Consider the following 15436-nt stretch of genomic DNA (forward strand, 5'->3'; position numbering starts at 1 on the left):
GCCCGGAGCGTCAGACGGGCGTCACGGTCGACCGACCGGAGCTGTCAGGAGAGCCGCCGACACGACTGCGGCCCACCCGAGGAAGTCGTGCACGCACGAGTGGGCAAGCGCACGCACCGCCTGGCCGATCCCGGTGGGATTGAGAAGGGCAAGGGCCCCAGGACCACCGTGACCGTGCCGATTCTCCCTGCCACTTCTTCAGCCTCCAGAGTCGGCGGTTCGATGGTGCCTCGTACTCCGCGCCTCCGAACGACCCGACCGTTCTCGCACCGCTCGCCAGGGATACCGATCAGCCAGCTGCGGAACTGGTCCAGCAGGCGCAACCACTGCGGCCGGCGGACCGGTTCGGCCAGTTCGTTGGCGCCCCAGGCGTCGGCCCGTCGTTCGGCGTCCGCAGTGGTCAGGCCACGTGCCGTAACCACTGCGAGCGAGCCGGCCACGTCAGCGGCGTCGCATTGGTGCGCATCCGGCTGCGGGCCCCCGGCACCGGCAGAGCGCTGCTCTCGGTCGTGGTCTGCTGAGGCACGGTCACCCCTGGCCGCGGACCACGGTGACGGGGCAGTGGGCGTGGTGCAGCAGAGCCTGGCTGACGGAGCCGAGCAGCAGGCCGGTGAAACCACCGCGTCCCCGGGCGCCGACGACGACCAGTTGGGCGTCGCTGCTGGCGTCCAGCAGGGCCGGGCGGATCCGGGCACGCTCCAGCCGCCGCTCCACCGTGACGCGGGGAAAGACCTTCTGCCAGGGCGCGACCGTCTCGTCCAACAGACGCTGTTCGGCCTCTTGGAGCCGTTCGATGTCCACCACCATGGCGTTGAGGGGGTCGCCGGGGCCTTCGTAGGCGCGCTCGCTCCAGGTGTTCCAGACGTGCAGGGCCACCAGCGGAGCCCCGCGCAGAGCGGCCTCGGCGAACGCGAACTCCACCGCCGCACCGCCGGCATCGGAGCCGTCGACGGCCAGCAGCACCGCTCCGGACGGCTCGGTGCGGCCTCGCACCACCATCAGCGGGCAACGGCCGTGCGCGGCCAGATGCACCGCCGTCGAGCCCAGCAGCAACCCCGAGAACCCGCTCAGTCCCCGGCTGCCGACGACGGCCAAGGAAGCCGACCTCGATTCGATCTCCATCACCTCCAACGGCTCCCCCGCCACCACCGACCGGGTCACGGCCACGCCCGGTGCCGCCGCGTGGGCCCGTTCCTCGGCATCGGCCAGCACTCCCCGGGCCATCGGCTCCAGACCGTAGTCGGCCGGGCTCCACGGCGGCCCGCCGGCCGGTCGGTGTCCGGGCGCATGGCCGAATGCGTGCACGATCCGCAGTGGGGCACCACGCAGGCGCGCCTCACGAGCCGCCGCGTCGACCGCCTCAAGGCTTGAAACGGAACCATCCACCCCTACGATCACCGGATCAGTCATTGCAGTCTCCCGTCCTGGGCGCGGCCGATGCGCGGCTCCTTGACGCTCATCCTTGTCGCAGCCCATCCATTGCGCCCAGGGACCAACGGGCCGCCTTCAGGACCACTCGGTCCTGAAGGCGGCCCTGATGTCGTCGCGACCGAGCAGGGCGCCCGCTCTGCGCGCACATGCCCCGCGGCGTCATCACCGTCTGCTCCGCAGTCCGCGTCAGCCCCCCGGAACGCGCTGGCCGGCCCCGCGCCGGAGCGTGGTCAGTGCCGCGCGCCTGCCGCCCGCACCACCGCGACCGGGCAGTGGGCGTGGTGCAGCACGGCCTGGCTGACCGAGCCGAGCAGCAGTCCGGCGAACCCGCCGCGCCCTCGAGCGCCGACCACCATCAGCTGTGCGGAGCGGCTCGCGTCGATCAGAGCCTCGCGCGTTCGGCCGTGCACCACCCGGCGCTCCACCACCACGTCCGGATACCGTGCCCGGTAGCCCGCGAGCGCCTCGGACAGCAGTGTTTCCTCCTCCTCGGCGAGAGCGCCCGGTGGGTTGGCGTACGGAGCGGAAGCGTCCTGTGGAGCGGGCAGTGGCGCGTTCCACGTCGTCCAGGCGTGCAGGGCCACCAGGGGGGCCTTCCGCCGCTCCGCCGTGGCGAAGGCGAAATCGACCGCCGGTGCGCCCGCGGCCGAGCCGTCGACGCCCAGCACGACCGGACCGTCCACGAAGGGCTGCTCGCGAACCACCAGCACCGGACACCGCCCGTGTGCCACGAGGTGCACCGCCGTCGACCCAGCCAGCAGCCCGACGAACCCGCCCAACCCCCGGGACCCCACCACGACCAGCTCGGCCGCGCGGGACTCCGCCTCCAGGACGGTCAGAGGCTCGCCGGTCACCACGGCGTGGCTGACCTCGACATCCGGCGCCACCGCCTGCGCCCGCCCGACCGCCTCGGCCACCAGACCCCCGGCCATCTTCCGAAGCCCGTCCTCCGACGGATCCATCGGCGGCGGCCCCAACGGCGACGCGCCTCCCGGAGAAGGGTGAGGAAGCACGTACGTCACCGGCCAGACCAGCGCGTGCACCACCCGCAGCCCTGCCCCGCGCGCCCGCGCCTCCCGAGCCGCCGCCTCCACCGCGGCGAAACTCGACTCCGACCCGTCCACACCCACAGCCACCAGACCGCTCATCATGCCTCCTACGTACGGACCGCCTGACTCTCGTCTCCCAGCTCACCCGACACGTGCTCTCCCTGCCATGGGGCCTGTGGGCCACTTTCAGGGCCGACCGGCCCGCCACGCTCGTCCGACACGACAGCTCCGGCAACCCGGCCGGAGCCAGTTGTCGTACGGGGGCCCGTCCGGCCCTCCGTCCGGGGCCGTTCGGACCCTGCCGGCCCCAGCACAAGGCGGGGAAGAGTGCCCTGTGGGACTCCGCGGCCGAGGCCGGAACTTGAGCTGTTGTCCTCGGGTGCCGAATACCTAGGGCGCGGCGGTCGGGTACCGAGCCGCACGACAACCAAGTAACGGCGGATGGGATGAGTGCACGTGGACGTCAACGAAGTGCTACTGCCAGGTGTGGGACTCCTCTACGAGTTCGTCAATCTGGAGGGCGACAAGGTCGGTGTGGTCGCACGGCGCTCGGGCGACTTCGAGCTGGCGGTCTACGGAGAGGGGGACCCGGATCAGGCACGGGCCGTGTTCCGGCTCACCGGCGAGGAGGCCGACGTCCTCGCCGAGATCCTGGGCGCGCCGCGCATCGCCGAGCGGTTCGCGGATCTGACCAAAGAGGTGCCCGGGCTCAGCGCCGGGCAGGTCGAGGTGCCCGCAGGCACCCCGTTCGTCGGCCGCCCACTGGGAGAATCCAGGGCACGGACGCGGACGGGAGCGTCGATCGTGGCGATCGTCCGCGGTGAGGAGGTCATCCCGTCCCCCGGGCCGGAGAAGGTCCTCAGTGCGGGGGACGTACTGGTGGTGATCGGGACCCGCGAGGGAATCGCCGCAGTGGAACAGCTCGTCCGGGGCTGAGCGGGTGCATATCTCGGTCGCCCTGCTGCTGGAGCTGGGCATCATCCTCACCTTCCTGAGTCTGCTCGGCACGCTGGCGCGACGCTTCGCGCTGTCCCCGGTCCCGCTGTATCTCCTGGCGGGCCTGGCGCTGGGCGAGGGAGGAATCGCCCCCGTCCCAGCAGCCGGCTCCTTCGTGGAGACCGGCGCGGGCATCGGCGTCGTTCTTCTACTGCTGGTGCTCGGTCTCGATTTCACCGTGCCGGAGTTCACGGTCAGCCTGCGTCGCCACCTGCCCTCGGCATGGGTCGACCTCGTACTGAACGCGACCCCCGGCGCGGTGGCGGGATGGTTGTTCGGGCTGGACGCAGGAGGCGTCCTCGCGCTCGCCGGCGTGACCTACATCTCCTCCTCGGGCATCATCGCCCGGCTCCTGGGCGACCTGCGGAGGATGAGCAACCGCGAGACCCCGGCAGTACTGTCCGTGCTGGTGCTGGAGGATTTCGCGATGGCCGCGTACCTTCCGCTGCTCGCCGTCGTGGCCGCCGGAGGCACATGGCAGCAGGCTCTGCTCGGGGTGCTGCTGGCCCTGGGCGCGGTGGCGGCCGCGCTCACCCTGTCCTACTGGTGGGGGCATCACCTTGGACGACTGCTGTCGCACCCCGACGCGGAGCAGCTGCTGCTGCGCGTCCTGGGCGTGACACTGGTGGTCGCGGCCCTCGCGGAGGCCGTCCACGTCTCGGCGGCGGTCGGCGCCTTCCTGGTCGGGCTCTCCCTCACGGGTGAAGCGGCCGACCGGGCGCGGAAGGTACTGAGTCCGCTGCGAGACCTGTTCGCCGCCGTGTTCTTTCTCGCCATCGGCCTGTCCATTCCACCGGACTCGCTGCTGCCGGTACTTCCGGTCGCCCTGCTCCTGGCCGTGGTCACCGCCGCGACCAAGGTGGCGTCCGGTTGGTACGCGGCGCGCCGCGAAGGAGTGGGACGCCGAGGACGGTTGCGGGCAGGAACCGCGCTCATCGCCCGGGGTGAGTTCTCCATCGTCATCATCGGCCTCATGGGCACCGGGCATGACCGGCTCGGCGCCCTGGTGGCCGCCTATGTCCTCCTGCTCGCCGTGGCCGGCCCCGTCATCACCCGCTTCACGGGACCGCGCCCCTCCGATGCGAGGCGCTCACCACGCCGCAGCACACCGGTGTCCTGATCCGCCAGACGGCACCACGCCCCCATGAGGTTGGCGTCCAGCCTCGAAGTACCACCGTATGAGCCTGCGACAGCACGCGGCCCAGGGCCGGGCGCCCGGCCCTTCGGAGCAGGCCACCGCAAAGCTGAATCCCGCGCTTCTCCCTCGTCCGGCGCTGCTCCTGGGGGCGCGCGGTACAACCCGGCAGTCCAGTGAGGCCGGACGGCTCCCCAACGGGGCCGATCGGCACATCGCTCATACCCCCTGCTGGGGGCAGTCTGAGTCAAGAGTCCTCGACATAGGCGCATGCGATTCCGACCGGCAGCATGCCAAGGCCGGACAGCCGTCGGAGGAAGAAGGGAACCGGCACGATGATCACCACCATGATGACCGCGGCCCTGCCGACCGCACACCGGAACCGGCTGATGCGCACGGCCCGGGAAGCCGTTTTCGAGCCGGGCGCCCGTCTGCTTGTGGAGGGCGAGCCCGCAGACCGGTTCTGGGTGATCCGGAGCGGCACGGTCGCCCTCGACTCGCAAGCCCTCGGGCAGTCGGCCCCGACCATCGATTCTCTGGGCCATGAGGAGCTTCTCGGATGGTCCTGGCACTTTCCGCCCTACCGGTGGCAGTTGGGCGCCCAGGCTTTGAGTCAGGTGCGCGCCTGGGAGTTCGACGCGGCTACAGTACGGGCCATGTGTGCCGCGGACGCGGAGTTCGGGCGCTCGATCGCCGTCTGGGTCGGCTCGGTGGTCGCATGCCGACTCCGGGCGACACGAGAGCGGCTGCTCAACCCGAACGCTCATCGCGGCGACGAAGCCGGAGCGTGAGCACGCCCTTCGCACGCCGCCGGACGTCCCGTGCCTCGCACAAGGCGAGCAGTGAGTGGTCCGCCGGTCGACCGGCGGACCACCTCGGTCCCGGTCGATGGAGCATCTCCTGCTGAACAACCACGCCCCTACAAGGCGTCGTTGCTCACGGCATGACTGCCGACACTCCCCAGGCTCCACCTGCGCGAGCGGACGTTCCGCCCGTACCGAACAAGAGCCGACCCCCGCCTTCAGCAAGGACCGTGCACCGCCCGGACATGCACGGCGCCCCGCCGGCAAGGGCTCAGCGGCACTTCCACCGGCCCCCCGAATGCGCGTCCGGGATGGCGCAGACGCCCCGCACGCCCAGCACTTCCACATCGGGGCCAAGGGCCAGCGCCCGCCGGCCTGCGCGGCCAGGCAGCACAACGGACAGCTCAGGCTCAACACGACCGACGGCCTGCCCCTCTACGGCAGGATCGGCGCCTCGCTCACGCCACCGGCGACACCGGGGCCGACCACTCGGTCCGCACGGCCGACCGCTTCCCCAAGGGCGCCTCGTACACCTGCCACCGCACCATCACGGTCAACGACGAAACCGCCAAGAGTCTGCGGAACGAAGACGCCGTCGTCGTGGGCCACCTGGACTCACGCTCCGGCCCCGCCGCCTTCTACGGCCTGGGCGCCCTGCGCAAGGGGTCCCGGATGATGATTCTCCGCCGGGACGGGACCACCGCTCACTTCGACGTCACCGCGATGAAGGTGTGGGCCAAGGACGACTTCCCCTCCCACCGCGCCTACGGCCCGGCCATGACCCCCACACTGACGTTGATCACCTGCGCTGACTGGGACAGCGACCGCCGCACCTACCGTTCCGACCTCGTGCTGACCGCAGAGCCCGCAACGTCGGCCGCTGACCGGACCGACCGCGGTCCTTGAGCGCCCCGGGGCACCGTCCAGCGACTCCCTCACAGCCCGGCAGTCCAGCTGTCCCGTCACCGCGGGCGCTCCGGTCGTCGCTGCACCCGTGTGTCGCGGGTGAACGGGGGCACGCCACCGCCTGGCAGAAGCCGATGCACTCTCCCCGCCGTCCCGCCTCGGAACCTCCCCCTCACTCCGATTCCGGCACGACCACGACAGGGCAGCCGGAGTGGTGCAGGACCGTGTGGGCGACCCGTCCCAGACGGGGCCCCAGGCGGCCGGGGCGTCGTCGGCCGACGACGAGGAGGCCGGCGTCTCGCGAGGCGGCCAGGAGGACCCTGTGGGCGGGGCCCTCCGCTGTGCGCCGCCGCAACCGAACCTCCACGGGAGCGTCGGCGAGAGCTTCCTCCAGCTCCTTGGCCGCCTCTTCCTCGTGCAGGCGCTCGGGACCACCCGTGAGCAGAGGGTGGTCGACCGTCTCGTGCATGGGGCACCGCCACGCCCGTACCGCCTCCAACGCGACACCGCGCCGCTTCGCCTCGGCGTAGGCGAAGCGCACGGCCGCTGTCGGCGCATCGGCCACTCCGACGACGATGTGGTCCCGGCCCCCGCCGACAGCGCGGTTGCTGTGGTTGCCGCGGATCACGATCACCGGGCAGTGCGCTTGTGCGGCCACGGTCAGGCTGACGGAGCCCAGGAGCAGATCGGCGAGACCGCTGCGTCCACGGGTGCCCACGACCACGGCGGACGCGTCGCGGCCTTCGCGCACGAGGGCGTGCTCAGGCTCCTCCAGCACGTTGGCGGTCGTCACGGGCAGCTCGGCATGATGGCGCAGCGCCCGCTTGGCCGCGGGCGCGAGGATGTCCTCCGCGGCGACACGCCGGGACGTGCTGCCCACCTCCGGCGCGAGTGCGGGCCCTTCGTAACGCTCCCACAGGGAGGCGTACACGATCCGCAGAGGCACCCGGCGCAGGGCGGCCTCGTCGGCCGCCCAGTCGACGGCCCGCAGGCTGGGCTCGGAGCCGTCGACGCCGACGATCAGAGGCAGGTTCATCGCTCTCAGCCTCCCGCGCCGAGGTCGAAGACGATGCGGGCCTTGACCTTGCCGTGCAGCACCTCGTCGATCGATTCGTTCACGGCGGTGAGCGGTCGGGTCTCCTGGATGACCTTCGTCCGGCCGTCCGCGTGGAGCTGGAATACCTCAGCGAGGTCCTGGCGGGTTCCGACGATGGAGCCGATCACCGAGGTGCCGTTGAGCACGGTGTCGAAGATGGGCACCTGGATGGTGCCGTGCGCGGGCAGGGCCACCATGACGAGCTTCCCACCGCGCCGCAGACCCGAGTTCACGGCTTCGAACGCGGCCGGGCTGACCGCGAGGGCGAGGGCTGCGTGGGCGCCGCCGTGCCGCTTCAGCTCCGCCCCGACGTCCTGGGTACGGGCGTCGATGAGGATGTCGGCGCCCAGTTCCCGGGCGAGTTCGAGCTTCTCGTCGGTGACGTCGATGGCGGCGACGGTGGCGCCGGCGATCTTCGCGTACTGAACCGCCAGATGGCCGAGACCGCCCACGCCGGAGATGGCGACGAGCTGTGCGGGCCGGACGCCTGCGACCTTCAGGGCCTTGTAGGTGGTGACGCCCGCGCAGGTCAGCGGGGCGGCGTCGATGGCGCTGACGCCCTCGGGCACCAGCTGGGCGAAGTCGGCCCAGGCCAGCATCTTCTCGGCGTATCCGCCGTCGCAGCCGTAACCGGTGTTGACCTGGCTCTCGCACAGCGTCTCCCAGCCCGACAGGCAGTGCTCGCAGCGCCCGCACGCGCGGCCGAGCCACGGCACGGCGACCCGTTGGCCGACGGCGAGATGAGTGACTCCCTCGCCGAGCTTCTCGACGAGGCCGACACCTTCGTGGCCGGGCACGAACGGCGGGGTGGGTTTGACGGGCCAGTCACCGTGCGCGGCGTGAATGTCGGTGTGGCACAGCCCGGACGCTTCGACGCGGACGCGGACCTGTCCGGGACCGGGCTCGGGGTCGGAGCGCTCCTCGATGACGAGGGGCTGACCGAATTCCCGTACGACCGCTGCCTTCATGATGTCCTCGTTCTCTTGTGTACGGATGTTCGTCAGTCGTGTGCGACGACGGCGACGGGCGCGGTGGAGTGGTGGAGCACCGCGTGGGTGACGGCACCGATGTGGGTGCCGAAGGGGTTACGGCGTACGCGGCGGCCTACTACGACGAGGGAGGCGTCACGGGAGGCGTCGATCAGGAGCGCGGCGGCGCTGCCCGGGCGGGACACCTCGACGACCTCGACGTCCGGGTACTTCTGCCTCCACGGACGCAGGGTCTCGGCGAGTGCGTCGGCCCTCTGGCGGGAGAACTCCTCGTGGTGTTCGAAACCCGGCCCGACGGTGTACACGGCGTAGGGCCACGAGTCCCAGGCCCGGACCGCGTACAAGGCGGCCCCGCGACGCTTCGCCTCCTCGAAGGCGAAGGCGATGACGGCGTCGTCGGGGCTGTCGAGGCCGAGGACGACGGGGCGGAAAGCGGTGGCGGCGGACGGAATGCCGGCGGGGTCCATGACGTGCTCGTCGGCGGCCTGTTCCCCGGCGCGCACCAGGACCACGGGCACCTGGGTCCGGGCGATCACGGCCTGTCCGACGGAGCCCACGAGGAATCCGCCGAGCCCGCTCAGCGCCCGGGACCCCAGGACCAGCAGCTCAGCGTCGCGGGCGGCTTCCACGAGAACCTCGGCCGGCGTCCCGCTACGCTGCTCGGTACCCACCTCGACCCCCGGGTGGCGCAGCCTGAGCCCTTCGGCGGCCTCGCGCGGAACCCGCTCGGTCCAGTGCTGGTGGGTCTCTGCTCCCAGGAGCGGGGCCTGGGCCATCGGTTCCGGCACCGGCATCCACACGTGCATCAGCCGTACCGGCAGGTCACGCAGCTTCGCCTCGCGCGCCGCCCATTCCGCAGCGGCTCCGCTCTCGGCCGATCCGTCGAGTCCTACGGTGATCGTGCGGGCCATGATGCTCTCCTCCGGTCTGGGATGTTCTGGTTCCAGCGTCGCTGTTCGGCCGGACATCGGGGCAGGGGCCGCTGGTCCCCCGCAGGGGCCGACCGGCCCCATCGGCGCCGGTGTGCGGCGGCCCGAGGCGCCGGGTTGCTCAGCCGCAGTCATCCGTTGCTTCGGAAGGGGCCGGAAGCGGACGGCCGCAACCGCGCCGGGCCGAGCGGCACCGGACGGGTACCGCTCGGGCCCGGTGCCAGCCAGCGGTCCGCCCAGGCCGCTCCGGCCGGCGCGGGAGAGAAGGCATCTCACGCGCCTTCGTCCGCGCGGTGAGGAAATACGGGCGCGGTCCTATTTGCGGTCCTATTTGGGGGGACAGTCGTGAGGCACGACCGCCACGGGGGCTGTGGCGTGGTGCAGAACGGCGTGGGTGACCGGGCCGAGCCGTCGCAGGCCCGCCTCGTGGCTGCGCCGCCCGACGACCACGAGGCCGGCATCGGCGCTGTTGGACAGCAGGACCTCGGAGGCAGAGCCGATCTCGAACTGCTCGACGACCTCGACCTGCGGATACTTGTCCCGCCATGGCTTGAGGGCCTCGGCCAGGACCTCCCTGTTGATCTGCTCCAGACCGTTCGCCTCGTCGACCAGATACAACGAACCCGGACCCCAGGCGAGGGCCGGCGGGACGCTCCAGGCGTGTACGGCACGCAGGGTCCCTCCTCGTTCGGCCGCGGCTGAGAAAGCGAACTCCAGGACCGCGTCACCGGTCTGCCCGGGTTCCACGCCGACCACCACCTCCGGAGCCTGCTGGGGCGTGCCGGAATGCGGCTTTCCGACCATGACGACCGGCCCGGCCGCATGGCGCAGCACCTTCATCGAGACGGAACCGATCAGGTAGCCGGTCAGGGTGCCGTAACCGCGCGACCCCAGTACCAGCATGTCGGCGCGTGCGGCTTCGGCCAGGAGGGCGGGCACCGGGTCGTCGACGATCAGCTCCGTCGTGACGTCCAAGGACGGGTGCTCCCTGGCAACGCGGGCCCGGGCCTCGTCGAGCATGTTTCGCACCCAGCGCTCCTCGGCCGCCCGGTCTCCGACGTACGCCACGTCGGTGGGGCGCCAGACCCAGGCGTGCACCAGTCGCAGGGCCGATCGCCGGCGCTCCGCCTCCTGGGCCGCCCAGTCCGCCGCCACAGCAGCGTGGTCGGTCCCGTCCAGTCCTACGGTGATGATGCCGGACATGTTGCCTCCTGATGCTGCCGCTGAAGGGGGAAGACTCCAGCGAATGCGATGACGTGATGGTGTGAGCCTCACACGGGGCCGGCACCCGGCACTGGGGCCGATCGTCCCTGGTGTGGGCCTGAGTGGCCCTGATCGCGCTGTGCGACGGGGCCTCCAACCGGTCTCAGGCCGCGGCGGACGGCGCGACCTCCGGAAGGGCCGCAACGGGGAACCGATGTGTCGTGGAAGCGGAGACGGCGGTCTCTCAGCGCGCGTGGAGCCGACCGTACGCGCTCACAGGTGGGGGACCACTGCCACCGGGGCCGCGGCGTGGTGCAGCACCGCGTGCGTGACCGGCCCGACGTGCGTGACGAACGGTGCGCGGCGTATGCGCCGCCCCACCACCAGCAAGGAGGCGTTGGAGGAGGCGTCCACGAGGTGGTGAGCGGCCCTGCCGACGACACACTGTTCCGTGACCTCGACCTGCGGGAACGCGCCGCGCCACGGCCGCAGTACGTCCGTGAGCGCGCTCGCTTCGCGCAGTCCCCGGGCGACACGATGGCCGGGGTCGGCGGCTGCGGGGTCGTGGTCGAAGACGGCCGGGGCGGTCCAGCCGTGGACGACCCGCAGCCCGGCCGCGCGAGCGGTGGCGGCTTCGAAGGCGTAGGAGATCAACTCGTCACACGGCCGGGAGAGGTCGAGGCCGAGCACCACGTCGAGGTACTGGCTGGAGGCCGGGCCGCCACCGGCCCCGTCCTCGACCCGTCCGCCGGGCCGCACGACGACGACCGGGCGCTCGGCACGGGCGATGACGGGCGTGGACACCGATCCGGCCAGGAAGCCACCGAGGACACCGAGCCCTCGCGATCCCATCACCAGGACCTCCGCCTGCTCCGTCGCGGAGAGCAGCACCTCCGCGGGGCGCCCGATGACCTGATCGACGCTGACGTCGAGGTCGGGATGCCTTTCCCCCAGCCGATCGGCCGTCTCAGCAAGGACGTGCTCCGCCCCGTGGCGGGTCATGGTGGTTCCGTCGGATGCGGTGCCGATGCCCCCCGCCAGGGCGGGGCTGAAGAGCGGCGAACGGTCCTGCCGGGCATGGAGGAGGTGCAGGGGCAGACCGCGCAGGCGGGCCTCTCGGGCGGCCCACGCCGCTGCGGCGAGCGACTCGGCCGAGCCGTCCACAGCGGCGATGACGGTACGTCGGGACATGGTTCCTCCGAATACAGGGTGTGTCTGGTCGAGGAGCGGCGGCAGGACGAAGGCGAGGACAGCGCGACAGCCCGTGCGCGGTGCCTGGCGGCGGCGCGCCGGCCGTCGACCGCGAGATGTCCGGTCCCGCAAGGGGCGGCACGGTGGTGAGACGGTGCGCCTACAGGACCGGGGTGATCAGTCCGTAGTGGCCGTCGTAGCGGTGGTAGAGCACGCTGCCCCGGCCGGTGCCGGTGTCGTGGAAGAAGACGAAGGGCAGACCGGTCAGGCGCAGTCGCTGGACGGCCCCGTCCACATCGCTCTCGGGGACAGGAACCGTGCTGACGCTCAACGGTCCCTCGAAGTCCCGTTGTCGGCCGGTGGTCCCGAGCGACGCCATACGATGCCGGCCGCCGACAGCGTCCCGGTAGACCACGCTGTCGTGCCCTGAGGCCAGGTCGGTGAAGAGCCAGAAGTCGTGGTCCATGGCCTCCAGGTCGATCACGGCGTCCTGCGGTGTCTGCCGGGCCAGGCTGAACGCCTTGTGCCGGATGATGCGGCGCTCGTCGGCCGGAAGGTACTGGCGGTGCGGGCGGTGCTCATGACCCGAGCCCTCCCGCCACGTCCAGTCGTCCGGGCCGCCACCGCGCGATCCGCGCACCCTGTACCGACGTGCCCGGGCGATGCGCGCGGTCAGGCGTTCCTGCAGGAGATCGACGGCCTCGAACATGGTGGTCGCGGCGACATGGGCTCGCACGGGCCTGCCGTTGACGTCCACCACCGCCTGAGCCGTAGCCGGACGGGCCGCCGAAGCATGGGTGGCTTGCGTGAGCTTCACGCGGGCCGACAGGACCGGTTCGCTCACATGGCTGATCACCACGAGCACCTTCCTCCGGGCGTAGGCGTCCGCCTCGTCCGGCACCCTTCCTCGGTTGCGCACCTGGACGTCGACTTCTTCGCTGGTCCTGAGACCACTCATGGCAACTCCTCCTCGGTCTCCCTCATCCTGGCTCCCGCCGCTCCTTCCCGGCAGAGCCGACGGGTCCGCGCCGAGGCGCCACCCGTACCCGTAAGAGGCCCGTGCCCAAGGACCTCCGGACTGCCGGTGAGGGCCCTTCGGCCCACAGCCACCCGCGTCGCTCGGAGGGTCGGGAAGGGCGATCGGCGCGGCGCGGACCGCGCCGATCGGCGGCAGGGAGCCCGGGTCGTGGACGGCTCGTACGGACCAGGCTCGCGAACAACCGGTGCCCCAGGCAGAGATCAGAAGAGGCCGGTCGGGCCGACCGTCCCTGCTCTGCCGGAGAACGCCCTCACGTGCCGTACTCGGGCTACGTAGACGCGGCAGGCCACCTCACACCGTCACCGCGGCCGGTCGTTCGCGGCGCCGCGCGGCACGCTCGTGCCGTTGCCGAACCGGCGATCGTCGAAGCGGTGAGCAGGCCGGAACACGGCGATGCCGCCGGAGACACTCCGTAGACCGTGCTCCAGCACCATGCGGATCACCGATTCGTGGATCTCCGCGTCCGGTGCAGGAAGACCTGCGGCGTGTCGTGCCGGGCGACGATGCCGGACCGGCGCGGACAAGAGCCCGGTGGCCGTCGTGGCAGCAGGCGTGTCCGCGCGTCAGGCGTGAGCGACGACGGCGACCGGCGCGATGGCATGGTGCATGACCGCGTGGGCGACGGCACCGATGTGCGCGCCGAAAGGGCTGCGGCGCACGCGCCGACCCACGACGACGAGGGAGGCGTCGCGGGAGGCGTCGATCAGAAGGCCGGCGGGACTGCCGAGCCGAGAGACCTCGGCCACCTCCACATCCGGATACTTCTCCCGCCACGGCAGCAGCACTTCGGTGAGTGCCATGGCCTGCTCCCGGATGATGTCCTCGCGGAGGTCCACCCAGGCGGCCAGGCTGTACGCGTAGGAGGACGGGAGGTTCCAGCCCGTGGCGACGGTCAGCGTGGCATCGCGACATCTCGCCTCCTCGAACGCGAAAGTGATCATCGTGTCGTCGGGGCTGTCGGTGTCCAGGCCCAGGACCACAGGCCGCGAACCGGTAGCGGTGGACGGAAGACCGGCGGAGTCCTCGACGTGCTCGTCGGCGGTCCGTTCCCCGGCGCGCACCAGCACCACGGGCACCTCGGCCCGGGCGACCACCGACTGGCCGACCGACCCGACCAGGAAGCCCGCGAGGCCACTCAGGGCGCGGGAACCCAGTACCAGCAGTTCCGTGTCGTACGTGGCGTCGAGCAGAACCTCGGCCGGAACTCCTGTCCGCTGCTCGGTGGTCACCTCTACGCCAGGGTGACGCAGCTTCAGTTCCTGCGCGGCTTCCCGGGGAATCCGCTCGGTCCAGTGCTGATGTGTCTCGGTGCCGAGAGGCGGAGCCTCGGCCATGGCCTCCGGCACCGGCTGCCACACGTGCAGCAGCCGTACCCGCTGCTTCCGCAGCGCCGCTTCGCGGGCAGCCCACTCAGCTGCTGCCCGGCTCTCGGGCGAGCCGTCGAGTCCTACAGTGATCGAGCGGGCCATAGCCCACCTCCTGTGTCATTCGGTCTGTTCTCAGCGTGTCTTGCGGGGGCTGCACGGGGGCCGGGGCCGCTGGTTCCGGAAGAGAGCCGACAGCCCCTGTCGACGGGCTGGTGGGGCGGGCCCTTCGGCGGACCCGCCCCACCAGCCGTGTTCAGCGCAACCACCCGTGGTCACGGACGACCGGGAGCCTGGCCCACAGCCTGCCCAGACCGAACACGTCGCCGGCCGAGAGAGCCGCCAGAGCGATCAGCATCACCGCGTAGACCAGGTGATAGTCGGCGAACGGGTTCGTCGACATGCTCGCCGACCCGTCCGACAGGTGCTGCGCGGGCGGCCACTCAGCCACCCACATCAACGCCATCATCAGCGTTCCCGCGAGCGCCGTCAGACGCAGCGCCACCCCCACCGTCAGAGCCAGCCCGACCCCGAGCAGGCCCAGCATGAAGAGCCAGTCCGCCCAGGCCGCACCGGCCCATGCGTGGAACGTCGACTCCATCGGGCCGACGGCGACATGCCCGAGGAAGCCCGCGGTGGGCGAAACCCCGTCGATCCAGCCCTTGCTTGAGGCCGTCGCGTAACCGAGGCCGAACGTCTTGTCGAGGAAGGCCCACAGGAAGACGAAGCCCATCAGCACACGCGCCGGGGCGAGCACGTAAGCCTGCGCGGTACGCGTGCCGGCACCCGCCGACACGTCCGCCTCCGGTCCGGTAGCGGCCTGATTCCCGCGCAACGACGGCAGGTGGAAAGGTGAGCGGCGGTGAGTGGGCTGGTGCACGGCCATGACGGTGGTCCCTTCAGCACTGTCCGAGTGGTTTCCGACATCGCTCACTCTTCCGGCCCGCGCCACCGCGCACCCGACGCCGAAGGTCCGCAGTCCAGGGCTGAACGGCCCCTAAATGAAGGGGCGTTCAGGGCGGTTGAGCGAACAGGCCGGACCAGTCCCGCAAGGTCCGCGCGCACGCGCGGCCACGGGCCGGGGTCGGGCAGGCTTCATCCCGGGCTCCGCCGACTCGGACCTGTACACAACGGAGTGGAGTATCGAGGAGCCCCGCCACGCTCGACGTCTCGCCACGGGAGTGACCGGTCGGAGCTGCCGGGTCCTGCCGCCCCTGCACCACGTCTGCCCTGGCGTTCAGGCCGCCCTCGTGAAGGGGCGCACGATGCCCCTACCGGGACCGCCGGGGACCGACCGGCACCGCG

Annotated in this window: 16 protein-coding genes; 4 read left to right on the forward strand and 12 right to left on the reverse strand. The window is 71.5% G+C overall.

Annotated features, from left to right (window positions below; genetic code table 11):
* Window positions 1–44: 44 nt before the first annotated feature.
* The 3 genes from RI138_RS02335 to RI138_RS02345 form a co-directional block, all read right to left on the reverse strand.
* On the reverse strand, window positions 45–620 hold the full coding sequence (locus RI138_RS02335) for a cation-transporting P-type ATPase (protein ID WP_311118558.1): 576 nt from the start codon (window positions 618–620) through the stop codon (window positions 45–47).
* Window positions 529–1410, reverse strand: coding sequence for a universal stress protein (locus RI138_RS02340; RefSeq protein ID WP_311118559.1), 882 nt, complete (start codon window positions 1408–1410; stop codon window positions 529–531). Before RI138_RS02340 ends, RI138_RS02335 begins: the two co-directional genes overlap by 92 nt.
* A 251-nt stretch (window positions 1411–1661) precedes the next feature.
* The gene (locus tag RI138_RS02345) at window positions 1662–2579 is read right to left on the reverse strand and encodes a universal stress protein (RefSeq protein WP_311122790.1); all 918 of its coding nucleotides are present in this window, start codon (window positions 2577–2579) and stop codon (window positions 1662–1664) included.
* 357 nt (window positions 2580–2936) lie between these two features.
* Here RI138_RS02345 and RI138_RS02350 point away from each other — a divergent pair, with 357 nt between their 5' ends.
* From RI138_RS02350 to RI138_RS02365, 4 genes are all read left to right on the forward strand, one after another.
* Window positions 2937–3416 carry a cation:proton antiporter regulatory subunit gene (locus RI138_RS02350; protein ID WP_311118560.1) on the forward strand — a complete coding sequence of 160 codons (480 nt, stop codon included), beginning with the start codon at window positions 2937–2939 and terminating at the stop codon, window positions 3414–3416.
* A 4-nt stretch (window positions 3417–3420) separates the two neighbouring features.
* A complete protein-coding gene (locus tag RI138_RS02355) occupies window positions 3421–4596 on the forward strand; it encodes a cation:proton antiporter (protein WP_096626806.1) in 1176 nt (391 codons plus the stop codon).
* Window positions 4597–4946: 350 nt separating this feature from the next.
* Window positions 4947–5402, forward strand: coding sequence for a cyclic nucleotide-binding domain-containing protein (locus tag RI138_RS02360; protein ID WP_096626805.1), 456 nt, complete (start codon window positions 4947–4949; stop codon window positions 5400–5402).
* Between the two features lie 558 nt (window positions 5403–5960).
* Window positions 5961–6320: a sortase domain-containing protein gene (locus RI138_RS02365; RefSeq protein WP_398864192.1), complete on the forward strand. Its 360-nt coding sequence runs from the start codon at window positions 5961–5963 to the stop codon at window positions 6318–6320.
* Between the two features lie 172 nt (window positions 6321–6492).
* Here the strand turns inward: RI138_RS02365 and RI138_RS02370 are convergent, their stop codons facing one another.
* The 9 genes from RI138_RS02370 to RI138_RS02410 form a co-directional block, all read right to left on the reverse strand.
* Window positions 6493–7356 carry a universal stress protein gene (locus tag RI138_RS02370; protein WP_311118562.1) on the reverse strand — a complete coding sequence of 288 codons (864 nt, stop codon included), beginning with the start codon at window positions 7354–7356 and terminating at the stop codon, window positions 6493–6495.
* Between the two features lie 5 nt (window positions 7357–7361).
* Window positions 7362–8384, reverse strand: a complete 1023-nt coding sequence (gene adhP / locus RI138_RS02375) for an alcohol dehydrogenase AdhP (RefSeq protein WP_311118563.1) — start codon at window positions 8382–8384, stop codon at window positions 7362–7364.
* Between the two features lie 32 nt (window positions 8385–8416).
* Entirely contained in the window at window positions 8417–9316 is a 900-nt protein-coding gene (locus RI138_RS02380; RefSeq protein ID WP_311118564.1) for a universal stress protein, read from the reverse strand.
* 345 nt (window positions 9317–9661) lie between these two features.
* A complete protein-coding gene (locus tag RI138_RS02385; protein WP_311118565.1) occupies window positions 9662–10537 on the reverse strand; it encodes a universal stress protein in 876 nt (291 codons plus the stop codon).
* Window positions 10538–10810: 273 nt separating this feature from the next.
* On the reverse strand, window positions 10811–11728 hold the full coding sequence (locus tag RI138_RS02390) for a universal stress protein (protein ID WP_311118566.1): 918 nt from the start codon (window positions 11726–11728) through the stop codon (window positions 10811–10813).
* Window positions 11729–11888: 160 nt separating this feature from the next.
* Window positions 11889–12686, reverse strand: coding sequence for a sigma 54 modulation/S30EA ribosomal C-terminal domain-containing protein (locus RI138_RS02395; RefSeq protein WP_311118567.1), 798 nt, complete (start codon window positions 12684–12686; stop codon window positions 11889–11891).
* A gap of 380 nt (window positions 12687–13066) precedes the next feature.
* On the reverse strand, window positions 13067–13210 hold the full coding sequence (locus tag RI138_RS02400) for a hypothetical protein (RefSeq protein WP_311118568.1): 144 nt from the start codon (window positions 13208–13210) through the stop codon (window positions 13067–13069).
* Window positions 13211–13330: 120 nt separating this feature from the next.
* A complete protein-coding gene (locus RI138_RS02405; protein WP_311118569.1) occupies window positions 13331–14236 on the reverse strand; it encodes a universal stress protein in 906 nt (301 codons plus the stop codon).
* Between the two features lie 151 nt (window positions 14237–14387).
* Window positions 14388–15017 (reverse strand): DoxX family membrane protein, encoded by a 630-nt coding sequence (locus RI138_RS02410; protein WP_311118570.1) that lies wholly within the window; start codon window positions 15015–15017, stop codon window positions 14388–14390.
* Window positions 15018–15436 lie beyond the last annotated feature (419 nt).

This window comes from Streptomyces durocortorensis, assembly GCF_031760065.1.
GTDB lineage: Bacteria > Actinomycetota > Actinomycetes > Streptomycetales > Streptomycetaceae > Streptomyces.

Excerpts from the sequence above, each read along its gene's own strand:
- RI138_RS02340 (WP_311118559.1), bottom strand. The coding sequence starts at position 1,410 with ATGACTGATCCGGTGATCGTAGGGGTGGATGGTTCCGTTTCAAGCCTT.
- RI138_RS02370 (WP_311118562.1), bottom strand. The coding sequence starts at position 7,356 with ATGAACCTGCCTCTGATCGTCGGCGTCGACGGCTCCGAGCCCAGCCTG.
- RI138_RS02360 (WP_096626805.1), top strand. The coding sequence starts at position 4,947 with ATGATCACCACCATGATGACCGCGGCCCTGCCGACCGCACACCGGAAC.
- RI138_RS02390 (WP_311118566.1), bottom strand. The coding sequence starts at position 11,728 with ATGTCCCGACGTACCGTCATCGCCGCTGTGGACGGCTCGGCCGAGTCG.
- RI138_RS02380 (WP_311118564.1), bottom strand. The coding sequence starts at position 9,316 with ATGGCCCGCACGATCACCGTAGGACTCGACGGATCGGCCGAGAGCGGA.
- RI138_RS02345 (WP_311122790.1), bottom strand. The coding sequence starts at position 2,579 with ATGAGCGGTCTGGTGGCTGTGGGTGTGGACGGGTCGGAGTCGAGTTTC.
- RI138_RS02410 (WP_311118570.1), bottom strand. The coding sequence starts at position 15,017 with ATGGCCGTGCACCAGCCCACTCACCGCCGCTCACCTTTCCACCTGCCG.
- RI138_RS02385 (WP_311118565.1), bottom strand. The coding sequence starts at position 10,537 with ATGTCCGGCATCATCACCGTAGGACTGGACGGGACCGACCACGCTGCT.
- adhP (WP_311118563.1), bottom strand. The coding sequence starts at position 8,384 with ATGAAGGCAGCGGTCGTACGGGAATTCGGTCAGCCCCTCGTCATCGAG.
- RI138_RS02405 (WP_311118569.1), bottom strand. The coding sequence starts at position 14,236 with ATGGCCCGCTCGATCACTGTAGGACTCGACGGCTCGCCCGAGAGCCGG.
- RI138_RS02395 (WP_311118567.1), bottom strand. The coding sequence starts at position 12,686 with ATGAGTGGTCTCAGGACCAGCGAAGAAGTCGACGTCCAGGTGCGCAAC.